Below are 23016 nucleotides of genomic sequence, written 5' to 3'. Positions count from 1 at the left end.
GACGACCGTCCAGGGTAAGTGTTAGAGCACATTTTATTACCCGTGTTCGGAAGATGGCTATATCAGAGTAGTGCTTATTGATAAGGTTCGAGCTTGAAAATATAACAGTCTGACATAAATCGCGTGGCGGCTAATAGCTGTTGTTCTATTTTTTCTGCATAATGAAGTGTTAAGATAAATTTGATTAAGATTGATTTATCCAATTGCTACCATCCTCTTAACCCTGCATTAACCAGCCTGTCGGTATGCTTGCTCCATTGTTGTGTAAAACACAATTTTGGAGACGTAATTCATGACCGTAAACACGACTGTACGTGTTGGTATGCTGGCATTAATAACAATGAGTTTGTTAGGTTGCAGTGTGATGCCATCTACAAATTTTAATGAGCTGGCTATTAATGCCGAAACTAATGTTAGCCAAACATTACTCGCTGATTTATTAGCCCGCTCTACCGTGCAAGATGAGCCACAGCAAGTTGTGGTATTACTAACGGATCTTGTTGATTTACCTGAACTAAAGAAATTCATTCGAGCGTCTATGCACAACAACCCCAGTCTTCAACAAACTGTGGTTGCGTTAAATATGGCTTACGCCCAACACGGAATAACTTCGGCGAGTCGTTTACCCAGTGTTGATGCCAGTTTTAGTGGAACGTCAACCGAAGATAGTACTGACAGTTACACGAGTGATATCACCGTTAGTTGGGAGTTAGATTTATGGCAGAAAATTGCTGATAGCAGTAATGCGGCTCAAAAAGATATTGCCAGTTCCCAAGCCAGTTTACGAGGCGCACAAGATCTTGTTGCCGCCAATATAATGCGAAGTTGGTTAGCCATTAGTCTTAAACAACAATTGGTTGCTATAGAAACTAAGCGTTTAGAGGTGCTCGATAATAATAAATCATTGATCCTTGATCGCTACCGTGTGGGGCTTGGCAGTTTAGAAGATTTAGACAGTGCCAATACTAACAGTGCGTCTAAACGAGCGACATTAATTGATTATCAAGAACAGCTGGCACAAAGCCAACGCAGCTTAGCGCTGTTATCAGGCCAATGGACTGGGGAGGATTTGCCGTTAACGATTCCAGCTCAATTCCCCACAGTGCTGAATCCTATCAGCCATTTACCAGAGCAGCATCTTGGCCGACGTCCTGACTTACAAGTGGCTTTTTATAATATAGAAGCAGAAACATTACGGACTAAAGCAGCTTATAAAGCGATGCTGCCTTCTATTAATTTGTCTGCCAGTTTGTCTGATATGGCAGAGTCGCCCAGTGAAGCGTTACTAACAGGTCCTTTGTGGAGTGTACTAGGGCAGTTGTCTGCGCCACTCTTTCAAGGTGGCAAGTTAACATCACAAGCAGAGCTCGCGCTGTTAACCACTGAGCAGCATTTTTGGATATACCAAGACACCTTGTTAACCGCTGTTAACGAAGTTGAAAACGCTGTGGGACAGGAATATTCATTAGCACAACAGCAACAACATGTGGCTGAGGCGCTCAAGAGTGCTGATCGCAGTGTTGTGAGTTATCAAGAAAAATATCGTCAAGGCTTAGTTGATATTTTTGATCTACTAACGGTGCAACAGCAAACCTATGATCTTCAATCTCAGCTCGCTACCACCATTTATAACCGTCTTATAAACCGTATTGATTTGGGTCTAGCGCTTGGCTTAGGGGTATCCGCATGAAACTGAACCGCATGAACGTTATCGTGACGCTTTTTTCTGTTGGCAGTATTTTTGGTGTTTTAGCATTTAACGCTGCGCAAATGCCTGCGCCAAGCCCAAAGGCCAAAAATAACACTGCCGGTCAAGCCGCACCGGAGTATACGGTCGTTGCATTAGATATTGCACCGACACAATTACTGCCACAAGTTGGCGTGGTATTGGCTCAGGCACAACAATATCAAGCTAAGGTGGTGGGGTTTGGTGAGGCTAACTCTCGTTATCAACTGACATTTACCTCGGAGGTGAGTGGTCGGGTGACACAGCTTAATCAACAGTTTGAATCAGGCCAAGTGGTTAAGCAAGGTACTGAAATTGCAATAATTAATGACTTGAGTTATCAACAAGCGTTAACACAAGCTCAGGCAAATGTTGCCCAAGCTGAACTGGATTTGTTAGAAGAACAACGCCAAGGCGAACAGGCTAAATCAGAATGGTTACGCTCAGGCGTGGCAGGAGAGCCTGCATCACCTTTAGTATTACGCACGCCACAATTAGCCCAAACTACGGCTGCATTAACTAACGCCAAACTTGCGCTAAAGAAAGCCCAACAAGATGTTGAATACACCCATGTTAAAGCGCCGTTTGATGCTTTAGTGGTTAGTCGTGATATACAACCGGGTAGCTATGTACAAGCCGGCACTCAACTTGCGACATTGTATAGCGTGGCAGAAGTGGAAGTGAATGTTCCTTTGTCTGAACAACAATGGAAAAACTTGCCTGAAGTGACGAATCAACAACTCAGTAAAGCTCCATGGGCGGTGACGCTACAAAGTGCTGATGGCCTCAATCGATGGCAAGGTTACGTGGAACGAGTTGAACAACATGTGACAGAACAATCCCGCCAACGCTCACTCATTGTGGTGGTTGATCGTCCATTAGCACAACCGGCTAGGCTTTACCCTGGTACATTTGTTAAAGCCAACATTCTTGGTAAGTCGGTGCAACATATTTGGCAATTACCGTCTTCGGCAATTTCTCAACAAGGTGATATTTGGTTTGTAGATGAGGCAGGATTATTAACTAAAGCGCCTGCAACAGTCTTGTTCGAGCAAGACAGTTTTGTGTATGTAGAGCCAGTTAATCAAAGCGATGATTTGCCTACCCAAGTGGTAAAACGTCCCTTAAGCAGTTTTAAAGTTGGCACCAAAGTGTTGGCTAAGGTTGAGGGATAAATCATGACGCAATCATCACAACACACTGGTGCAATTGCTTGGTTTGCCAGAAACTCAGTCGCGGCTAATTTATTACTCATTGGCATGATTGTGGTAGGAGTGTTTTCGCTTAATACATTGCGTAAAGAGGCATTTCCCAGCTTACAACCAGACAGGGTTACAGTGTCTGTAACGTACGACAGTGGCGATCCGGCTTTAGCAGAAGAAGGTATTGCGATTAAGATTGAAGATGCGCTGGAAACGGTACCCGGAATTAAACGCATTACTTCAACGTCGAACGCTAATGGCAGTAGTGTGATGATAGAGAAAACCAGCTCTTATGATTTAGACACCTTGTTAACCGATATTAAAACCAATGTCGACGCGATTAATAACTTTCCTACCGAAGCTGAAAAACCGGTTATTGATAAAATGCGCATGCAAGATCATGCCTTGTGGATACAACTTTATGGTGCAGCGGATAGGACCACCTTACAAGCATTGGCTGAGCAATTAAAATCCGATTTGTTGAGTCAATCAGCAATCCATGATTTGGAAATTAAAGCCAAAGCTGAACCGATGATTTCTATCGAAATCGACGAAGTTAAGCTGCAATCTTACGGATTAACATTAGCCAATATTTCTGATGCAATTAACGCTGAATCGTCGTCTTCCATTACTACCAGTTTATATAACGACGAAAAATCTGTCAGGCTCAAAGTGTCTGATCAAGCTTACAATGTTCAAGATTTTATCGCGATTCCGATAATGAGTAATAGCGATGGTTCACTGATCCGTTTAGGGGATATTGCGACAGTCATAGATGACTTTGCCGATGACACGTTTGTGTTGTCTCGTTACAACCAAGTCAATGCCAGTGCAATTGAAATTGTAATGGATGAAAATGGCGATATTGTCAACATTGTTGAGCAAGCTAAACAAGTGGTAGAACGTTGGCAAAATAACAATATGTTACCTGCAGATGTGCATATTGCGACGTGGAATGACAAAAGTTCATTGATCACTGAACGTCTAGCATTATTGGTTAAAAATGCTCTTAATGGTATTGCGCTGGTCTTTATTATTTTGGCGTTGTTTTTAAATCTTCAGGTCGCATTTTGGGTTGCGGCAGGTTTACCGTTTGTGTTTTTTGGCACCTTATTTTTTATGACCAATCAATTTGCCGGATTAACCATTAATGAAATGACCACCTTTGGTTTCATTATGGCATTGGGGATTGTGGTTGATGATGCAGTGGTCATTGGCGAAAGCGTTTACAGCACGCGTAAAAAAGAAGGCGATACAATAGAAAACACCATTTTAGGTACAATGAAAGTTGCCACTCCGACCGTTTTTGGCGTATTGACTACCGTAGTGGCTTTTTTAGCATTGGCCAATGTTGAAGGCCGCATGGGGGAAATTTACGCCCAATTTGGCATAGTGGTGACCATTTGTTTGTTGCTGTCGCTGGTGGAGTCTAAGTTTATTTTGCCGTCTCACTTGGCTCATATTAATACCCATAAACCGCATAGCAAAGGGTGGTTTAGTCGCCTTCAGCACGGAGCTGACTTTGGCTTACAGTGGTTTAGCCGTGTGATATACAGTCAGGTTATTGCCTTTACACTGCGGTTCCGTTATGCGGTTGTTGTCATGTTTGTGGCGTTGTTTTTATTGGTTGCCGGTATGCCATTAACAGGCAGTGTGCGAATTGCCTTTTTTCCTGATATTCCTGGGGATTCTGTCAGCGCCGATATGACAATGCAAAATGATACTAGTTTTGGTCAGACCCATAAAAACTTGCTAACGTTAGAAGCAGCAGCTAAGCAAGTAGACCAACAGTTATTGGCTCAATATCGGCAGGCTAATAATGATACAGAGCATCATGACAGCGACATTACCAGTTTACAGGTTATTGCTCAAAGCAGTGCATCAGGCCAAGTGAAGGTCGAATTGTCAGCAGACAGTGTTTACACATTAAAAGCGTTTACCCAACAATGGAAGTTAGCTGTCGGGCAGATGGAAGGCGTAAAAAAACTCAAGATATTATCTAAAATGGAAATGTTGGATAACTTTAAAGTTGAGCTTAAAGCGTGGGATGACGACACCGTTTCAGCTGCGGGCAATCAATTACTCGCCAAGTTACAAACCATAAAAGGAGTTAGCGGGATTGATCATAATTTAGATTTGGGCGAACCCCAATATCGTTTTGAATTAACTGAGCAAGGCCGCGCACTAGGCTTTGACACTGGAACCTTATCGGCACAGATATTACAGTCTTTTGGTGGTGGTATTGTGCAGCGTTTTCAGCGTGGAAAAGATGAAGTTAAAGTACGGGTTCGTTATCCTGAATCTGCCCGTCAAACCTTGGCCGATATCCAACGAGCTAATGTCAGAACTGCAGATGGTATCGTAGTACCATTGAGTAGTGTGGCAAAAATATCATCGGACTATCAACCGTCTGAAATTACCCGCATTGATAACCAACGGGCGGTATACATTAGTGCAGTGCTAGATAAAGATATTATTGCATCCAATGAATTAGTCAGCCAGTTACAGCAGACGTTAGTACCACAGTTATCTGCACAATATTCAAGCTTAACGTTTGATTTTGCTGGCGAGGCTGAGCAGCAAGCTGAAACAACCAGTTCAATGGAGACCATGTTTGTACTGGCATTAATTGCAATTTATGCCTTATTGGCTATTCCGTTAAAATCTTATGCTCAGCCATTAATTATCATGACCGCCATTCCGTTTGGTATTGTTGGCGCTATTTTAGGCCATTGGTGGAATGACTTAACCATTAGTATATTATCGCTAAATGGTATATTGGCGCTCAGCGGAGTGGTGGTCAATGACAGCCTATTATTGGTGTCGCGTTTTAATGAATTAGTTAAAGACGAAGGAATGTCGGTACGTGATGCTATTGTTGAATCCTGTACCGGACGTTTACGTGCGGTGTTATTAACCTCGGTGACAACCTTTGCAGGGCTAGCGCCATTGTTAGGTGAAACGTCACTACAAGCACAATTTTTGATCCCCGCCGCCGCGGCTTTGGGTTATGGTATTTTGTTTGCGACCGTAATTACCTTAGTGTTGACGCCGTCATTGCTGTTGATTCAATGTGATATCAAAGCGTTTATTTCTAAAATAAAGAGTAAGTTACATCCAAATAGCAATACGGTAACGCCAATATCGTCGTCACACTAAGGAGTACACTTGATGTTCACCGCTAAATTGCAGTTGTTATTGGTTGAAGATGATCTCGACTTAGCTACGGCGGTGATCGAGTATTTAGAGTTAGAAGATATTCTGTGTGATCACAGCGCAAATGGGCTCGCAGGGCTTAGTTTGATCCAGCAAAATCATTATGACGCCGTTATTTTGGATTTAAATTTGCCTAAAATGAGCGGCTTGCAAGTATGCGACTCTGTGAGGGCTCAAGGCATTGATGTGCCAGTATTAATGTTAACAGCCCGCGATACACTAGATGATAAACTTAGCGGTTTTGCTAACGGCACCGATGACTACTTAGTTAAGCCGTTTGCCATGGAAGAATTGATTGTACGGGTTAAAGTGTTAGCAAGGCGCCGCAGTGGCCAAGTACAACGCCTTACTGTTGCAGACTTAAGTGTCGACTTACAGCAAAAGCAGGCTTATCGCAGTCATATTGCATTAAAGCTGTCGCCAACAGCATTAAAAATCCTAACGGTGTTAATGCGCGCCAGCCCAAACCCGGTTACGCGGGATAAGCTGATGCAAAGCGTGTGGGGCGATGAACAACCCGACAGTAACAGTTTAAAAGTACACATCTTTAATTTACGCAAACAAGTTGATGGCGACAATGAGCTAAAGTTGCTGCATACCGTAAGTGGCCATGGTTTTGCGATTAAAAATAGCCAACAGGACAGTGATTAAATGAAACTGACTCCGAGTCTGCGACTGTTTGTGCTGCTGGTTATGCTGTTTACCGGTATTAGCACTATTTTAATTTTATCTGTGCTCAGTGTGCATTATTTTATTTTTGGTATGGATCAAACCTTAGAATCTGTAATGTATGCTCAAGCACAAGAGCAGCAGGTCGTGGATGGCCAGCCAAAAACAACACGTCTTTTTACTGTGGCTTCACGTTGGCAAGATTTGCCAGAAGCGATCCAACAAAATATTACACCAGAACCGAGCGCTTTTAATGTGTTACATAAAAACATCATTGGCGGATCCCCTATTAAGCCACCAGAAAAAGGCTTTTTTGTGATAAAAGTGCTTAAAGGCGATGAGGTCCGATATGTCTCGAGTACCTTTGATAGCCAAACTCATAACATTTCTCAATCTGGAAGAATGCCATTTTTTTTGGTGATATTAATCACGGCTGTTTTAGGTATTGTCATGTTTACTATTGTGCTGGTGTTGATGATGCGCAAAGTGGCACGGCCTATGGGAAATTTAAAGAATTGGGCTAAAGAGCTCAACACCCAACAGCTTGAGCAGCCAATGCCCGACTTTCATTACAGCGAGCTCAACACTTTAGCGAATATCATTAAATCCAGTTTAAGCTCGGTTCAAGACAGCTTAACCCGAGAGCAGCAGTTTTTAAGTTATGCCAGTCATGAACTGCGCACACCCATTGCGGTTATTCGTACTAATACTGAGTTACTGCAAAAGCTGATAAGCAAAGGTGGTAGTGCTGAAAAACAAGCGCCAGTTGTTAATCGCATTGAGCGTGCCGGGCTGACCATGACCGATCTCACCGAGACGTTATTGTGGTTAACACGACGAGATAATAAAAGTTTACCTATAAACAATGTCCATTTAGGGCATCTTATTAACCAGTTAGTGCAAGATTTAACCTATTTAACTCACGGTAAAAACATTGAAATTAAAATCACAACCGATGATTCAGAGCATCAACTGCCAGAAACCCTGTGCAGGATTATTATGACCAATCTGATCCGTAACGCTTTGCAGCACACCATTGAAGGGAGTGTCACTATTCATCAGTCGGGCACGTCGGTGAGTATTATTAATCAGTGTGAATCTTACACTAACAGTAATGATGATTTAGGTTTTGGTTTAGGGCTTGAACTCACCACAAGACTGATTACCCAATATGATTGGGATTATCAAAATATTGAAACGGATAGCGGTGGCCGTAAAGTTTCTGTCAATTTTAGCCTGTAAGGCATTAAGCTATAAAAGCCATCTACAACAATAGGTGGCATTTTTGTATGTGCGGAATCCCAACGTATTACTTTTATTTACATTATAATGAAATGATAATCATGTTATCACTAAGTGGTAATATAATTTGATTGTGCTGGGCAGTAATCGGCCTATAATGAGGGGTATCTCTTACATACCGACGCCGCATTAGGTTATGGGATCGCCTCAATGAAATACCGTTCACATTTATTTTCACTTCGTATTGGCAATGCGCTTAGAGAGTCTTTAAAAGACGCCCCTTACAAAGCCAGTACTTTTTCTAAAGATTTATTAGCTGGCTTAACGGTTGGCATTATTGCTATACCCCTGTCGATGGCGTTGGCCATTGCCATAGGTGTAGCACCTCAATATGGGTTATATACCGCCATTATTGCCGGGTTTATTATTCCATTATCTGGTGGTTCTCGTTATAGCGTATCGGGTCCTACTGCCGCGTTTGTTGTGATTCTATATCCCATTGTTCACCAATATGGCCTGTCTGGTTTATTGCTTGCCAGTATTTTATCTGGAATTATCTTGATCATCATGGCGCTGTTTCGGCTAGGGCGATATATTCAATATATTCCAGAACCAGTCACTTTAGGTTTTACCGGCGGTATTGGCGTGGTGATTGCGGTGCTGCAAGTAAAAGACTTTTTTGGACTAAGCATTGAGGAAATGCCCGAAAGCTTTGTGGGTAAAGTGGCGGCATTATCGCAAGCGTTACCTGAATTGTCGTTACCGACAGTGGTTGTGGGAGTAAGCACATTACTGGTGTTTATCATATGGCCTAAATTTAAGTTGCCCGTTCCAGCCCATCTTCCTGCCGTTGTCGTTGCTAGTCTCGTTGCCTTAGTATTGAACCTACAAGGATTTAATGTGGCGACTATCGGTTCCACTTTTAGCTTTACCTTGGCTGATGGCACCACAGGGGCGGGTATTCCATCAATGTTACCCGATTTTCAATGGCCTTGGTTACGCACTCAGGTAGATGACGTGCCATTGGTATTCAGTTGGCAATTGGCCAGTGATTTATTGTCTGCAGCGTTTGCCATTGCCATGTTAGGCGCCATTGAATCATTATTATGTGCAGTAGTGCTAGATGGAATGTCGGGGCAGAAACACAGCGCGAATAGCGAGTTACTCGGCCAAGGTATTGGTAATATTATTGCGCCATTTTTTGGCGGTATTACTGCCACCGCTGCTATTGCTCGTTCGGCTGCTAACTATAAAGCCGGTGCGGTTACGCCATTTGCTGCAATGATCCATGCCGTTGTGGTGTTAGTGTCATTGTTATCTCTTACGACTATTTTGGCTTATATTCCTATGGCTGGTATGTCGGCATTGTTGCTGATGGTGGCATGGAACATGAGTGAAGCACCAAAAATTGTTCATTTAATTAAAAAAGCCCCTTCAAGTGAAATACTGGTTCTAATGGTGTGCTTGTTATTGACGATTTTCTTCGACATGGTGATAGCGATCAGTTTCGGGATTATTTTGGCGTCATTATTGTTTATGAAACAAGTGGCCGATATGACCAAGGTTCATGATATTAGCGAACATAAAAAGCTGGTTAATGTCACCTTACCTCCACGCTGGAAAGTCTTTAAAATTAATGGCCCATTGTTTTTTGCCGCCGCAGATAGTGTTTTTGGCGAATTAGGCTATTTAAGTACCGACGAAGATGGGGTAATTTTATATCTTGATGGGGTGTCTATACTCGACTCAGGTGGGGTGTCTGCCTTGTATAAATTTATCAATAAATGTCATCACCATAATACTCGAGTATTGCTGGCTGACTTTCAATTTCAACCGCTTAAAACCTTGGCTAAAGCAGGCTTTAAGCCCGATGGTGTACAATGTGTGACTTATTCTACTTTGGCTGACGCCCTCGATGCTGTGGCGGTACCTGAGCCCAAATAGTTTATGTTAGAGGATCGATAACAGCAGGGAATAAGTCTGTTTGATAGCCGTTTATTATCATTAGTGGAATTGGTATGACTAACTTACAAACTCACACGCAGCCATGCGTGTGAGTTTAAATGGATAGAGTCTTTCAGCCAGGCAACGTTAAGAATTACTTTGCCACTTCAACATAATGCCAACTTTCGCCAACATGTAACCTGACAGAATTCACTTTTTTGTCGCGCTCAACATTGATGTGATTAACCTGTTTTGACCATAATTCTTGCAAAGTGGTCATTTTTAAATAAAACCCTTCCATGTCAGCTGTTATCGGTGTTTCTTGATAAACCCACAAATACTTACCTTGTAATTCAGTGCCAACGTAGGTCAAGGTTAATGGGTGTTGCTGTTGATCCAGCATCGAAAACATTGAAATAGCATAATAAGCAAATGCTTCACGGCTAACGGGATCGCTAATAATATCAGTATTTTTATCAATCACTCGTTGTGCCGCATGTTCAGCATCATGCAGATAAAATCGATGTTGAATTTCCAGCATTCCGCTGTGCTGATTAAACACGATACTGGTATAAGCTTCTTTTTGCTGGTGGGCATTAGCCGCACCAGCAAAACATAATAAACCCACCAGACTGAGCCAAAAGAACATTGAAATACGCATTATTTCTTCTTCACTTTAATGTCAGGGTCTTTTAGTGCTTCTTTGTTATCGTGCATGATATCGCGATACTTATTCCCTTTACGCTCCTCTTCTTTAAAGGCTTCAATGCGTGACGGAATAATTTGTCTTGGGTAATAATTGTTTTCAATATCAACATCGGCGGTTTCACCACGACGATCGACTACCGCAGACACCAATATCTTATCTTTGTCAGTCACAATCAGTTTATTGACTTCAAACGGTGAACGACGCCAAATTTCAGCTGGAATCATCATTGATTCTGTATCACCATTCTCAAAAGTGAGCTCGAGTAAAATCGGCATCACCAAGCCGCCAAGATTACTGAAGTTAAACACGTAATAATTTTTATCTTCTTTTAATGCTCTTGCCAGAGCTTGTTGCTCCCATGGATCGAGCTCCGCGTGCTTTTTATTGTATTTATTACGTTGTTTATTGGTGACGCTAAATTGATCATGCTGGTCATGATAATCGGCACTGTCAGCATTTAATTCAACCCAGGTTTTTTGGCCACTTTGCTGATTACGTTCAACCGACAATGGCAGCGGTTTTTCTTGGTATGCCTGACGACGGCGCTCAAAATCAATATCAGGATTATTGGTATCTAAACGTAATTTGTATATACGGTCGAGTGAAATATCCACATGATCTGTGGTGTAAAACCAGCCGCGGAAAAACCAATCTAAATCGACTCCAGAGGCTTCTTCCATGGTGCGGAAAAAGTCGCTTGGTGTTGGGCGCTTATTCATCCAGCGGCGGCTGTATTCTTGAAAGGCAAAATCAAATAACTCACGGCCTAAAACCACTTCGCGTAAAATGTTTAATGCCACCGCAGGTTTAACATAAGCATTTGGCCCAAGCTGTAACACACTGTCTGACTGGGTCATTACTGGCACTTGTACGTTAGACTTCATGTATTCGAGCACGTCACTCGGCTCACGACCCCACGACAGATTTGGGTCCCATTCGCGGGTGGCAATACCATCTAAAAAGCTGTTTAAGCCTTCGTCCATCCAGGTCCATTGGCGTTCGTCTGAGTTTACAATCATCGGAAAATAATTATGGCCCACTTCATGGATCACCACGCCGATTAAGAATTGTTTTTCAGACAAGGTATACGTGCGGCTTTCATCGTCATGCCAAATAGTGCGCGGACCATTAAAGCTAATCATTGGGTATTCCATGCCGCCTACTGGGCCATTGACGCTATTGGCCGTAGGGTAAGGATAGTCAAAGGTAAAGCGTGAATAGACCTTTAACGTGTGGATTATGGATGCGGTTGAATAACGCTGCCACAGTTCGCCACCTTCTTTAGGGTAGAAAGACATCGCCATCACTTGCGGATTACTGCCGCCTTGCTGATAGCCTTGTGCGTCCCAAATAAATTTGCGTGATGATGCCCAAGCAAAGTCACGCACATTTTCGGCTTTAAAATGCCAGGTTTTAGTGCCTTTTTCGGTACTAGACTCGTTAGCGATCGCTTCGTCTTTTGAGACAATAAATACTGGTTTGTCGGCGGTTTTCGCCTTATCTAAACGCTGTAGTTGTTGAGATGACAATACGTTTTTGCTGTTTTGCAAAACGCCAGTGGCGGTGACAATATGGTCACTGGGTACCGTCATGCTGACATCGTAATTACCAAACTCTAAGGTAAACTCACCACTGCCTAAAAATTCTTTGTTGTGCCAAGCTTCGTAATCGGAATAACTGGCCACGCGAGGAAACCACTGCGCCAATAGGAAGATGTCATTGCCGCCTTCACGCTTGTCATCAGGGAAATGCTCATAACCTGAACGCGCGCCTACAGCATCTTCTTCTAAAATATTGTATGCGTAGTTAATTTTTAACTTAGTGGTGTTGTTGGCTTTAAGCGGCTGCGGTAAATCAACCCGCATTTGCGCACCCACTATGGTGTATTTTAATGGCTTGTTACTTGTGTCTGTCACGCCATTGATGCGATAGCCCATGTCGTTATCGGCTAAAAATTGTTGGCGACGTAGAGTATGCAAATCTATTTTAGCAAACGCTTTATCACCATAAGTTTCATTGGCATTGACGCTATCATCCACACCTGTAAAGGTGGCGCTTCGCTCAGCTATTGAGTCTGATTTAAAGCGGTTTTGTTCTAGTTGCAACCACAAGTACTTAAGCGTGTAAGGTGAGTTATTGTGATAAGTAATCACTTGTTCGCCACTTATGCTGCGTTGTTGTTCATCAAGAGTGACCTTGATTTGGTAATCAACTTGTTGTTGCCAATAGTCTTTACCTGGCTCTCCAGCGGCGTTGCGGTAGTCGTTTGGTGTTGGGAGGCTTTCTTCCAGTTGACGAAACTTGTCGTCAAAATGACCTTTGCTTTGCACTATTTCAGAAGCCGAACTAGAAAAAATAATTGAACTGGTTAATGCCAATAACAGCAGTTGACGATACACGCGCATAAACACTCCTTTGGCGTCAGTGAGCTGATACCAATATTTCAAAATACTATTCTTTATCTTTTTGTCGGCGGAGTGTAACTAAATTGGCGAGCTTATGCAGTGATTAGAATGTTACGAAGTTTTGCACCTTGCTGATGCCAATTCCGTATGGCATAAAACAGCGAGTGACATTATTTTAAGGAAGGAAGAAATTTCCGTAGATTTTTGTGGCGGGTTTTATCAAAAGTAACTTTAGGTAATGCATTATATTTATTGATAATTTGTTGATATTCGCCATTGGCCTTTAGCATATTGATGCCGTGAGTAAAGGTTTTTGCATGGGCCTCGTTTTGTTGATTAAAACCCACATACAAGGGCACAGGGTTACCTATCGTGCCCGCATAACGAAGTTGTTCACTTAAGTGCAATTGTCTAGCGGTGTATTCAATGACATTTTTGTTGTCGACAATCACTGAGTGACGTCCTTTCACTAGGCGAATAATGTTCATCGCTAGTGGGTCGCTCCCGGATGCAAAATAAGTATTGGCATGATCTCGAAACCAGTTTTCGAGTTCTGGGCCATAGTTGTAACCGTTTACGACTGCCGCTTGTTGGGTCTTATTAAGATCCGTAATATTTGTAAATGACTCATCGCTAGCCGCAAGAGTATAAAAGTCGTTGCTCTTGTAGCCCAAAATCACATCAGCTTTGAGTAATTGCTTTTCGACTATCGTGCTTGGGGTTAATGCGAGTACAGCGTCAACATTGTTCCTTTGCAGTTCAATTAAGGCGCGTTTATAAGGAATTGTAATAAACTCAACCGGCTTACCTTGTACTTCATACGCGCGGCGGGTGAGTTCAACAAGATAACCTGTTTGATTTTCGCAGATATAGGGGCACCAAATATCTGAGGCAATACGTATAGGCGCTGTATGGGCGTGAATACTGAATAGAGACAGTAAAACGATCAAGTACTTTAGCAAGTATTTTGCTCCATGATGTAAAAGGGGCGGGTATAGTAGTTGTTTAACGTTTATAGGCAACCTTTTTTGCTCAAAAAAGATACTACTTTAGTGTTTACTAACAAATGACGTTGGTTTTGTGAACGGTTTGCAGAAAACTGATAACAAGCAGCTCATTTGCGTTTCATTTAATTAACAATTGACGGAGGTAATATTTAATGTCGACATTAAATAGGCAATTCACCCATGTAGTGGTAGACCAGCCCGGTGAACCCAATGTCATGGCCATGACCCAATCAACACTGGCAATGCCCTCAAAAGGCCAAGTGACCATTAAGGTTTATGCCGCGGGCGTTAATGGCCCAGACATTAAACAACGGGTTGGTGCTTACCCACCGCCGGCAGACGCCAGTCCGATCCTTGGTTTAGAAGTAGCGGGTGAGATTGTTGATGTGGCAGATGATGTTACTCAATGGCAAGTTGGCGATAAAGTATGTGCTTTAGTGCCCGGTGGCGGCTATGGAGAGTTAGTCAACACTTACGCAGCTCATTGCTTACCTATCCCAACCGGCTACAGTTATGTGCAAGCAGCGGCTTTACCTGAAACCTTTTTTACTGTGTGGGGTAACTTGTTTATTCGCGGTGGACTTAAAGAAGGCGAAACGGTGCTTATCCATGGTGGGTCAGGTGGTATTGGCACTACCGCTATTCAAATGGCAAGCCGTTTAGGCGCGAGAGTTTTTGCCACTTCAGGCAGTGCGGAGAAATGCCAATACTGTCTTGAACAAGGTGCTAGTGTGGCAATTAATTACAACGAGCAACACTTTGTGGAGCCAATCCTAGAGGCAACCGGTGGCCAAGGTGTCAATGTGATTATGGACATTGCGGGTGGCGACTTTATTAATGAAAATCTCAAAGCCATCGCAACAGATGGGCGCATGGTATCGGTTGCCATGCAACGTGGTCCGCAAGCCACTGTTGATATTTTCCGCATTATGGCTAAGCGGGTTATTTGGACAGGGTCAACACTTCGGCCGCAAAGTGTGGTGAATAAGGCTCAAGTTGCTCACGGTTTAGCGCAATACGTATGGCCACTATTAAATAGTGGAGAAATGAGCATTCCAGTTGACAGTGTATTTGCATTTTCACAGGTGATCGAAGCACATCAGCGTATGGAGTCGGGGCTGCATAAAGGTAAAATTGTATTAAACCTGCAAGCTTAAGTGGTGAGTCGTTGTCAGGGGCACCTTATTTCGCAAGACGAATGGTTGTGATTGATTGCGATATTTTTTGATAAAAAACTTGAAGCTTGATTTTTTTAGGCTAAAGTCGTGGTGAAAGATGATTGGGCCAATATGGCTAATCAATTTTCAATTGAGAATTTTTTTGTGAAACATATAGCATTAAGGTGTTAAAAATTGGCTCCAACGGGCAATTTTGTGCAATTACGCGAAAATTTCATTGTTTTAGGCATTGATTCTCAGAAATATTCTGTTTAAATACCCACGTAAATACAGAACAGGTAATCGTGGTGCAGTTTGGGCGATTTACGCCCATTCCTTGCATCATTTTTAGGATATGTGTTGATTTAAGGGCGTTAGCATATATGTATAACACAGCAAAGAAACAACTTTGGTTTGGTGAATTAAGAACCGCAAAAGGTAACACGATTGTAGTTCATGATAATCAGCTGCCAGAAGCGTCACCAGGACGAATTTTCATGTACAACACCATCCGTAATACGATTGTTGAGTACGTAGAAGACATCGTTAAAGTTAACTTACATGACTTAGATGACGAACAAACAAAGGCTGCTATGGCTGAGTTTGGGGATGCTTGGAAAGCTGCACGTGCTGAGTTTATGTTAAAGCACCAATCACGGATAGACTTGTCAAAAGTGCCAGATACGGCACCACCTCGTAAAGCCAAACCAGTGGTTGAGCCAGATGAGGTCGTTGATTCAGATGATGATATTCCAGACTTTGATGATTCAGACGATGACGACGATGATGACTATGATGAAATGGGAGATAACATTGATGATTAATCGTTAATCGTTAATCGTTATTATTCAAGTTAACGGCATAAAGAATATTAACCATTCTTTATGTCGTTTATTCTTTGTCGAAACTGTCGACAATAATGGCCCCCATTGACGCGGGCATCGCAATTAAAATAATCCGCTTTAACGCCAATATTGGCTCTGTCATTAATGGCAATTTATTTAATGCCAGTAGCACAATACTCACCACTAATAACGTTAATATGTACGCTGCAATTACCCGCAACAAAAAGGCGCGTCTGCGTTTAATAATGTTGGCTTGAAATACGCTTTGATAAGCAAATAGGGTAATAAATGCCAGTGACAACACTACCACTAGCACCAAGTTTAATGTTGGTAAGCTGGCCGATAATCGCCAGGCTTCTTCCGAAAATGCAATCGGGACTGAAAGCGCAAAAGCCCCAACGGCAATCTGGCCGATATCTTCGGCATTAAAAGTGGGTTTAACTGGTTGGTTATTTTGCATCAAATTGATATCGACTAATGTGGTGATACACCTTACCTGGCGTTAGCCAAGCCTCACCGGGTAAGTTGGGTTGATTAGGTGAGTCGGGTAGCATTTGTGGTTCGATACACACAGCTTGGTGGTCGTTAAATACGCGCTGTTTTTTGCCTATAACGCCATGTAAAAAGTTAGCCCCATAAACTTGAACACCTGGTTGGTTAGTATAAACCGTCATACTGCGACCACTATTGGGGCTTGTTAAGCAGCCAAAGCGTTGCAAATCTGCACCGGGATTGTCTAATACATAACAATGGTCAAAACCGTTAGTGGCCGCGAGTGCGGCGCGTTCAGTTTGTACCGACATAGGTGTTGCATTGCTCATCTCTAAGTCGCTGCCAGCAGTAGGCTGTATTGACGTAGGTACACCCACATCGTTCATGGTGAGATAAGCTTTAGCATCGACTTGCAAGGTATGTTGGCTATTGGTGTCACTACGATTACCCTCTAGGTTAAAATAGCTGTGTTGAGTCAAGCTAATCGGACAGGCTTTATCTGTGCTGGCGAGTATTTCAACATATAAATTATTCCCCACTAAACGGTAGTCTAATTGTACTGTGCAATTACCGGGAAATCCCATGTCACCATCTGGGCTTTTTAAGGTTAAACGTACGCCGTCACTTAAGGTGCCTAGCTGCCATAATTTGCGGTTAAAACCTTCAACACCACCATGTAGGCAGTTAGTCGCTTGGTTAACGCTTAATTGGAACTGCTCGCCATTGTACTGGGTTTTACCGTTGGCAATTCGGTTACTATAGCGTCCGGCAATAGCACCTAAATGGGCTTGTTGGGCTAAATAATCATCGGCGCTATCGCAACCTAAAACAATATTTTTACGTTCACCATAGCGATCTGGAGTCCATAGTGAGCGAATGATGCCGCCTAAACTTAATACTTCAAGTGCGATGATGCCATTATCAATTCTAACCCGTTCAATTTCACCGCCACGGGGATCTTGCCAAGGTTCCAGCACACTAAAACGTACCATTGATGCCTCTCTAAACTGTAACGTGTTATCCGATGCGTCCTGCACCGCCACTGGCTGAACATAAGTAAATAGTTGCCTCAATACCTGTTTGTTTAAGGTATTGATTTTCGACTAAGTTAATCACGTCGTCAGTAAGGTCGTGATTAATTAACGCTAATACACAGCCATCACTCATGCGTACACCGCCTTGGTCGCCGATAAGCATCGAAATCATCGAGACCAAGGTGTCAATTTCGGGGCTGATAATGTCAAAATCATCGCGCATTGATGCTTGAGATTGCGCCATTAACTGACTAAAACGGGAAATATTATGTTGTTGTAACGCCCGCGCTGCGTGACTGGTCCGCTGGTTTTCGGTAATTATATGGCGAGCGCGACAAAACTGTTCATCGCTGAGCCTATGTTTATGTAGTGCTAGCTGGCTTAAAGATAAATCCCTTAGTGAATCAAGCTCAAGTAACTCGGTAATATGATTACATTCCCGTTTACGTTGTTCAAATTGTTGTATAAAGTGCTGACGATCTTGTTTTACGTCAATGACGATTAGGCTTAATTCTTCAGGTAATAATACGGGTTCGCTTTCAAGTTCTAAGCAATCAATCAATAATGCATGATCTGGTTCGGCCATCGCGCTAATCATTTGGTCCATGATGCCGCAATCTAATTGCATAAACTGGCTTTCGCCCCGCTGGGCTAATTGAGCAATCGCTAAAGGTGATAAATGTAATTGGCTGGCATAACTGATGGCAGTACCAAATGCGACCTCAAGTGCAGCCGACGACGACAAGCCCGCTCCGAGAGGCACGTCGCCAACAATGGCTAAATCTAACCCTTTGGCGTGTAAACCTGACTGACTCATGGCAGCGGTAACGCCTTTGAGGTAATGACTCCAATCATCCCCCGCGGCCACAGAACCTTCTTCGCCAAACTGCCACTGTTTTATTTGCCCAGGAAAAGCGGTGGTTACCGCCCTAAATAGATGGTCATCACGGTGTTTTACCGCAATTACGGTATGAAAATTAATTGCCGCAGGCAGTGCGAGTCCTTCGTTATAGTCGGTATGTTCGCCCATAATGTTCACTCGTCCAGGCGCTTGATATAAATCATCGGGCTTAGTGCCAAATGTTTGAACAAATAATTTAGTGGCGCGTTGAGCAGGGTTTGACATACTTCAAAAAATCCAACAAAAGGTGACAAGAAAAGTGCTATTAATGGAGTTATAGCATGACTTTACCGTGTCTGTAACTTAGATTTTTTTATCCGAAGTAAAAATGAAAATCCTCTGTCGTAAACAAAAACGCCTAGCGCCTTATCTAGGCGTCTGTTTATTACCATTAGTTTTATGATGGCGATGGTGTTTGTGGCTGCTCAAGGGGTGAATTGTCAGTTCCCGTCTCGTTGTTAGAAGCGGTATCGGGGATCAATTCTGGCTGTGAATCGAGCAATTCTTTTATCACATGGTCAACAAAACCAGCTCCTGCGGCTTCATACAAATTATACACAGCTTGGACACCTGACTCTTTGAGTGATTCAGCATCCTCTGCATATTGTACAATTGCACTGATTTTACCTTCGTAGTTAAGCTTTTTTAGCTGCTGAACGGCAAATAAGTTACCAATATGATTTGGCATCGCCAGTAACACGAGTTCCAAATTAGGAGCACGTTCGAGCTTTTCCCAAAAGTCAGTATCGCCAGCGTCACCTTTAACCACATTGCGGCTTTGATTGCGATGAAAATCAACCAGTTCTTGTTTATGTTCTATCCCTAAAATTTCACCAGTATATTTAGCCTGCAATTCATCATAAGCACCTGAACCAATCCGGCCCATACCTAAAATCAAAAAGCGCGGGTCTCCAATACGAATCTGTCTGTCTTCTGGGTGTAATGGATGGCGCTCAAATCTGGCTAGTTTAGATTGAAAGCGTTGATAAATTTTGCTGACACTGTTGTTAAGCGGTGCGGCAAACAAAAAGCTGATACTCAATGCCACAGCAATAATAATCAACCATTCTGGCGGCAACCAACCTTTATGTGCGGCAACAGCGGCCACGATTAACCCAAACTCACTGTAGTTACCTAAGTTGAATGAAGCCAGCAATGAAGTGCGAGACCGTAACTTAAAGCGAGTTAGCAGATAGACAAACATCAAAATTTTCACTGGGATTAACATAACCAAAATGGCCGCTAAACCAATGTCAGCTAATGTCGGTAATCCGTTTAAACCAATGGTTAAGAAAAAGGCGACTAAGAAGAGTTCTTTAAAGAAATATATTGATTTGGCTAGTTCAGATGATTTGGCGTGTCCGGCCAGTAAAACACCCACTATCAGTGCGCCTAAATCAGGTTTTAAGCCCACAGTTTCAAACAACCATGCCCCCACGACCAAGGCCATGACTAAACCAAATAACACTAACATTTCACCATGGCCGACGCGATCGAAAATTTTATAAATGAGTGGTTTGGCAAGTGGTAATAATAATAAGCCAAAGGCCCATACCGAAGGGATGTTACCTTTTGAAATGGTGAGAAATATTACCGCAAAGATATCTTGCATAATCAAGATGCCAATGGCAACTCGACCATAAAGCGACTGCATATCACCGCTGTCTTCAAGTACTTTTACCGCAAATACAGTACTGGAAAAACTTAATGCGAATGAGATCAACATGAGCTGATTAAAACTAAATCCGTCGAGCTGCTCTATGCCTAAAAAGCCTAAAAGCTTCAGCATTGGCACAAAAAAGATAATCGAACCGATTAAATGTAAGCTTGAACCCGCCCACACTTCGGCTTTAAAGAGGCTCTTTAGGTCAAGTTTAAGGCCAATGGAAAACAACAGTAAGGTGACACCTAAGTCTGCTAGTTGCTGTAAAATGGGTAAGCTAGAGTCTTCGATACCTAAAGTGAATAATACGAACCCAGCAACAAGATAACCAATGAGTGGCGGCAGGCCAACTCGACTCACCAGCATGCCGCACAGTAGGGTAATGATAAGAATAGCGGGTTCCATAAAACGCCTTGAATGAAGGATATAAAACTACATTGTATAAGAAAAAGGTTAACTTTCGATGATTTTAATATTGTTAATACAAACAAAACAGCACCTTTATTTGCTAAAGGTGCTGTTTTTACTTAGTTTTTTAATCTATTTTGCTAATAACAAGTCTAAATGGGCCGCAAAGTCTTTAGGGCCCATAAACCCCGTTACTCTTAAGTCTTCACGTTGCTTACCGTTTTGATCAAACATCAATAACGTAGGTAAACCCAATACACCATAATGTTCAAGCAAGGCATTATCAACGTCGTCACTGTCGGTCACATCGGCTTGCAATAACACCATTTGGCTCATGCGCGTGGCGACTTCATCGTTTTTAAAGGTAATGGCTTCAAACTCTTTACAGGCCACACACCAGACGGCGTATAAATCTAACATTACCGTTTTACCGCTAATACTGGCTTTATCTAACTCCACTTCTAAGTCTTCAAGCGACTTAATGCGGATAAAGTGATTCGCTTCGGTTTTGGCTAAGGTTTTACCATCAATACTTGCTTGGGTCATATTGGGTGCATTATGGCCAAAGCTTGCCATTATGGCTTGGAAACCATATGAAAAACTTGCCAGTAGTGCCAGCAATAACAATACCCCGCGGGTGCTTTGCTTCCAGTTAAATTCTGTTCGCTTGTTTTGATGCATCAAGTAGCCAATCAAGCTTATTGCCCATACAGACCAAAGTAAATCGGACACTAGACCGGTCCAAATGCGACCAATCATCACAATAGACACCGATATTAATAAGAAGCCAAAAACAGTCTTAATAATATCCATCCAAGCTCCTGCGCGCGGTAAAATTTTACCTCCCGAGGTTCCAATGATTAATAATGGTAATCCCATGCCCATGCTCAGCACATATAAGGCTAAAAAGCCCTGTAATAAATCACCAGACTGAGCCACATAAATAAGTACGCCAGATAATGGCGCCGTAGTGCAAGGTGAAGCCACTAAGCCAGAAATAACCCCCATCATAAACACACCAATTAGGTTGCCACCTTTTTGATTGTTTGACATCGAGTTCATTTTTTCTTGCCATTTTGACGGCAGTTTTAAGTCGTACATGCCAAACATTGATAAGCTTAGTAGCACAAACATCACCGCCAAGAAAATCAAAATAGCGGGGTGTTGCAGAGCTGCTTGAAATTTCAAGCCTGCAGAAGCAACTACCAAGCCTAATATCGAGTAGGTAATTGCCATCCCCTGTACATAAGCCATCGATAGGGTGAAGGCCTTAGCGGTAGATAACTTCTTGCCTTGACCAACAATAATGCCGGACAAAATAGGGTACATCGGAAACACACAAGGCGTTAACGCCAAACCAATGCCTAAACCAAAGAAAATCACTAAGGTCCAAAGTAGGCTATCGTTTTGGAGCATTTGCTTTAACGTGTCTTGCTGGGTAATAGGGGCATCGGTTGCCGTTGTTGAACGTGATGTCTCAGAGGCGCCAATCACTTTTTTAGTGGTTAACGTGCCGTCGTTTGCCTCGATGGCGGTTAATGTTACATCGTGTTTGGTAGGGGGGTAACATAAGGTGCCTTCAGCACAACCCATAAAGGTGACATGAAATACGGCATCGGCTTGTGCTTCTTTAAAGGCAATCGGGATTTCAACAAACGAGTAAAATACCTCTTGGTCGCCAAAATAATCGTCGTGGTGGTTTTTACCATGGGGCAATGCAATGTCACCAATGACGGCACCATCAGCAGAAAATTGTAACTTGTCGCGGTATAAATAATACCCATCGGCTATCACAAAGTTGATTTTGAGTTGATTACCTTGTTGTTGATAATCAAACACAAAAGCATCGTTAACTTTTAATAACTCAGGTTCGCTACTTAAGAAGCTGAATTGACTACTCGAGGCATTGGCACTGCTTGCCATTGGTGCGAGTATGATTGAGGTCATTAGTAACAATGATGTGAGGCATATTGCGACGATTTTTTTCATGATGGTGAGTTGTCTTTTATCCATTGTAAATAAGGGCCAAAACCACCGATAATCGGAGTGGCAATGAATTCTGGTACTTCATAAGGATGCATTTGGATCACGAGTTGTTCAATGGCATGATAATGAGATGCCATGCATTTTATTTGCATTGGCACTTCCTGCGATTGGCAAATATTGTTATCCCAACAATAAATTGACTCAACGGCTTGGCCTATTTGTACACAAGCCGCCAGGTGCGCGTCAATGAGTGCATTGGCAATGCCTTTAGCCGTTTTGGCGTCGGGGCAAGTGGTTAAAATAAGTAGCTGTTCAGGTTTATACATAAGTTGTCTTAAAGTTTACTTAAGTTAATACTGTTATCATGCTAAATGTCATCACATTACGCTTTTTGGGGCGCATTTTCATTA

The 23016-nt window shown here is 42.6% G+C and carries 17 protein-coding genes; 8 read left to right on the top strand and 9 right to left on the bottom strand.

Features of this window, described 5'->3' with window-relative positions; all coding sequences use genetic code 11:
• The first annotated feature begins 292 nt into the window (after nucleotides 1–292).
• The 6 genes from ACWXWT_RS06630 (at nucleotide 293) to dauA (ending at nucleotide 9999) form a co-directional block, all read left to right on the top strand.
• Nucleotides 293–1690 (top strand): TolC family protein, encoded by a 1398-nt coding sequence (locus ACWXWT_RS06630; RefSeq protein ID WP_456040829.1) that lies wholly within the window; start codon nucleotides 293–295, stop codon nucleotides 1688–1690.
• On the top strand, nucleotides 1687–2901 hold the full coding sequence (locus ACWXWT_RS06625; protein WP_456040828.1) for an efflux RND transporter periplasmic adaptor subunit: 1215 nt from the start codon (nucleotides 1687–1689) through the stop codon (nucleotides 2899–2901). The genes ACWXWT_RS06630 and ACWXWT_RS06625 overlap by 4 nt, the downstream gene beginning before the upstream one ends.
• Nucleotides 2902–2904: 3 nt before the next feature.
• On the top strand, nucleotides 2905–6087 hold the full coding sequence (locus ACWXWT_RS06620; protein ID WP_456040827.1) for an efflux RND transporter permease subunit: 3183 nt from the start codon (nucleotides 2905–2907) through the stop codon (nucleotides 6085–6087).
• A 12-nt stretch (nucleotides 6088–6099) separates the two neighbouring features.
• Complete coding sequence (locus ACWXWT_RS06615) at nucleotides 6100–6795, top strand: response regulator transcription factor (protein WP_456040826.1); 696 nt, start codon at nucleotides 6100–6102, stop codon at nucleotides 6793–6795.
• On the top strand, nucleotides 6796–8055 hold the full coding sequence (locus tag ACWXWT_RS06610) for a sensor histidine kinase (RefSeq protein WP_456040825.1): 1260 nt from the start codon (nucleotides 6796–6798) through the stop codon (nucleotides 8053–8055).
• 210 nt (nucleotides 8056–8265) lie between these two features.
• Nucleotides 8266–9999, top strand: coding sequence for a C4-dicarboxylic acid transporter DauA (dauA, locus tag ACWXWT_RS06605; protein ID WP_456040824.1), 1734 nt, complete (start codon nucleotides 8266–8268; stop codon nucleotides 9997–9999).
• Between the two features lie 154 nt (nucleotides 10000–10153).
• Here dauA and ACWXWT_RS06600 read toward each other — a convergent pair whose 3' ends face one another.
• The 3 genes from ACWXWT_RS06600 to ACWXWT_RS06590 form a co-directional block, all read right to left on the bottom strand.
• On the bottom strand, nucleotides 10154–10660 hold the full coding sequence (locus tag ACWXWT_RS06600) for a DUF6702 family protein (protein WP_456040823.1): 507 nt from the start codon (nucleotides 10658–10660) through the stop codon (nucleotides 10154–10156).
• A complete protein-coding gene (locus ACWXWT_RS06595) occupies nucleotides 10660–13113 on the bottom strand; it encodes a M1 family metallopeptidase (protein WP_456040822.1) in 2454 nt (817 codons plus the stop codon). Before ACWXWT_RS06595 ends, ACWXWT_RS06600 begins: the two co-directional genes overlap by 1 nt.
• A gap of 170 nt (nucleotides 13114–13283) precedes the next feature.
• Nucleotides 13284–14075: a substrate-binding periplasmic protein gene (locus ACWXWT_RS06590; RefSeq protein WP_456040821.1), complete on the bottom strand. Its 792-nt coding sequence runs from the start codon at nucleotides 14073–14075 to the stop codon at nucleotides 13284–13286.
• A 197-nt stretch (nucleotides 14076–14272) separates the two neighbouring features.
• Between ACWXWT_RS06590 and ACWXWT_RS06585 the strand changes: the two genes are divergently transcribed.
• Both ACWXWT_RS06585 and ACWXWT_RS06580 read left to right on the top strand, forming a co-directional pair.
• Nucleotides 14273–15277: an NAD(P)H-quinone oxidoreductase gene (locus ACWXWT_RS06585; protein WP_456040820.1), complete on the top strand. Its 1005-nt coding sequence runs from the start codon at nucleotides 14273–14275 to the stop codon at nucleotides 15275–15277.
• 383 nt (nucleotides 15278–15660) lie between these two features.
• Nucleotides 15661–16101, top strand: a complete 441-nt coding sequence (locus ACWXWT_RS06580; protein WP_456040819.1) for a hypothetical protein — start codon at nucleotides 15661–15663, stop codon at nucleotides 16099–16101.
• 67 nt (nucleotides 16102–16168) lie between these two features.
• On the opposite strand, the gene ACWXWT_RS06575 is transcribed toward ACWXWT_RS06580, so the two are convergent.
• The 6 genes from ACWXWT_RS06575 to cutA all read right to left on the bottom strand — a co-directional run bounded on the left by ACWXWT_RS06575 (nucleotide 16169) and on the right by cutA (nucleotide 22932).
• Entirely contained in the window at nucleotides 16169–16582 is a 414-nt protein-coding gene (locus tag ACWXWT_RS06575) for a DUF2391 family protein (protein ID WP_456040818.1), read from the bottom strand.
• Nucleotides 16572–17606 carry an aldose epimerase family protein gene (locus ACWXWT_RS06570; RefSeq protein ID WP_456040817.1) on the bottom strand — a complete coding sequence of 345 codons (1035 nt, stop codon included), beginning with the start codon at nucleotides 17604–17606 and terminating at the stop codon, nucleotides 16572–16574. Before ACWXWT_RS06570 ends, ACWXWT_RS06575 begins: the two co-directional genes overlap by 11 nt.
• A 25-nt stretch (nucleotides 17607–17631) precedes the next feature.
• Nucleotides 17632–18774, bottom strand: a complete 1143-nt coding sequence (gene galK / locus ACWXWT_RS06565; protein WP_456040816.1) for a galactokinase — start codon at nucleotides 18772–18774, stop codon at nucleotides 17632–17634.
• A 172-nt stretch (nucleotides 18775–18946) separates the two neighbouring features.
• Nucleotides 18947–20617 carry a cation:proton antiporter domain-containing protein gene (locus tag ACWXWT_RS06560; RefSeq protein WP_456040815.1) on the bottom strand — a complete coding sequence of 557 codons (1671 nt, stop codon included), beginning with the start codon at nucleotides 20615–20617 and terminating at the stop codon, nucleotides 18947–18949.
• Nucleotides 20618–20752: 135 nt separating this feature from the next.
• Entirely contained in the window at nucleotides 20753–22609 is a 1857-nt protein-coding gene (locus ACWXWT_RS06555; protein ID WP_456040834.1) for a protein-disulfide reductase DsbD, read from the bottom strand.
• Nucleotides 22606–22932, bottom strand: coding sequence for a divalent-cation tolerance protein CutA (gene cutA, locus ACWXWT_RS06550; protein WP_456040814.1), 327 nt, complete (start codon nucleotides 22930–22932; stop codon nucleotides 22606–22608). The genes ACWXWT_RS06555 and cutA overlap by 4 nt, the downstream gene beginning before the upstream one ends.
• Between the last annotated feature and the right edge of the window lie 84 nt (nucleotides 22933–23016).

Source organism: Shewanella sp. A22, from assembly GCF_053850585.1.
This window is presented reverse-complemented; position numbering and strand designations above follow the sequence as displayed.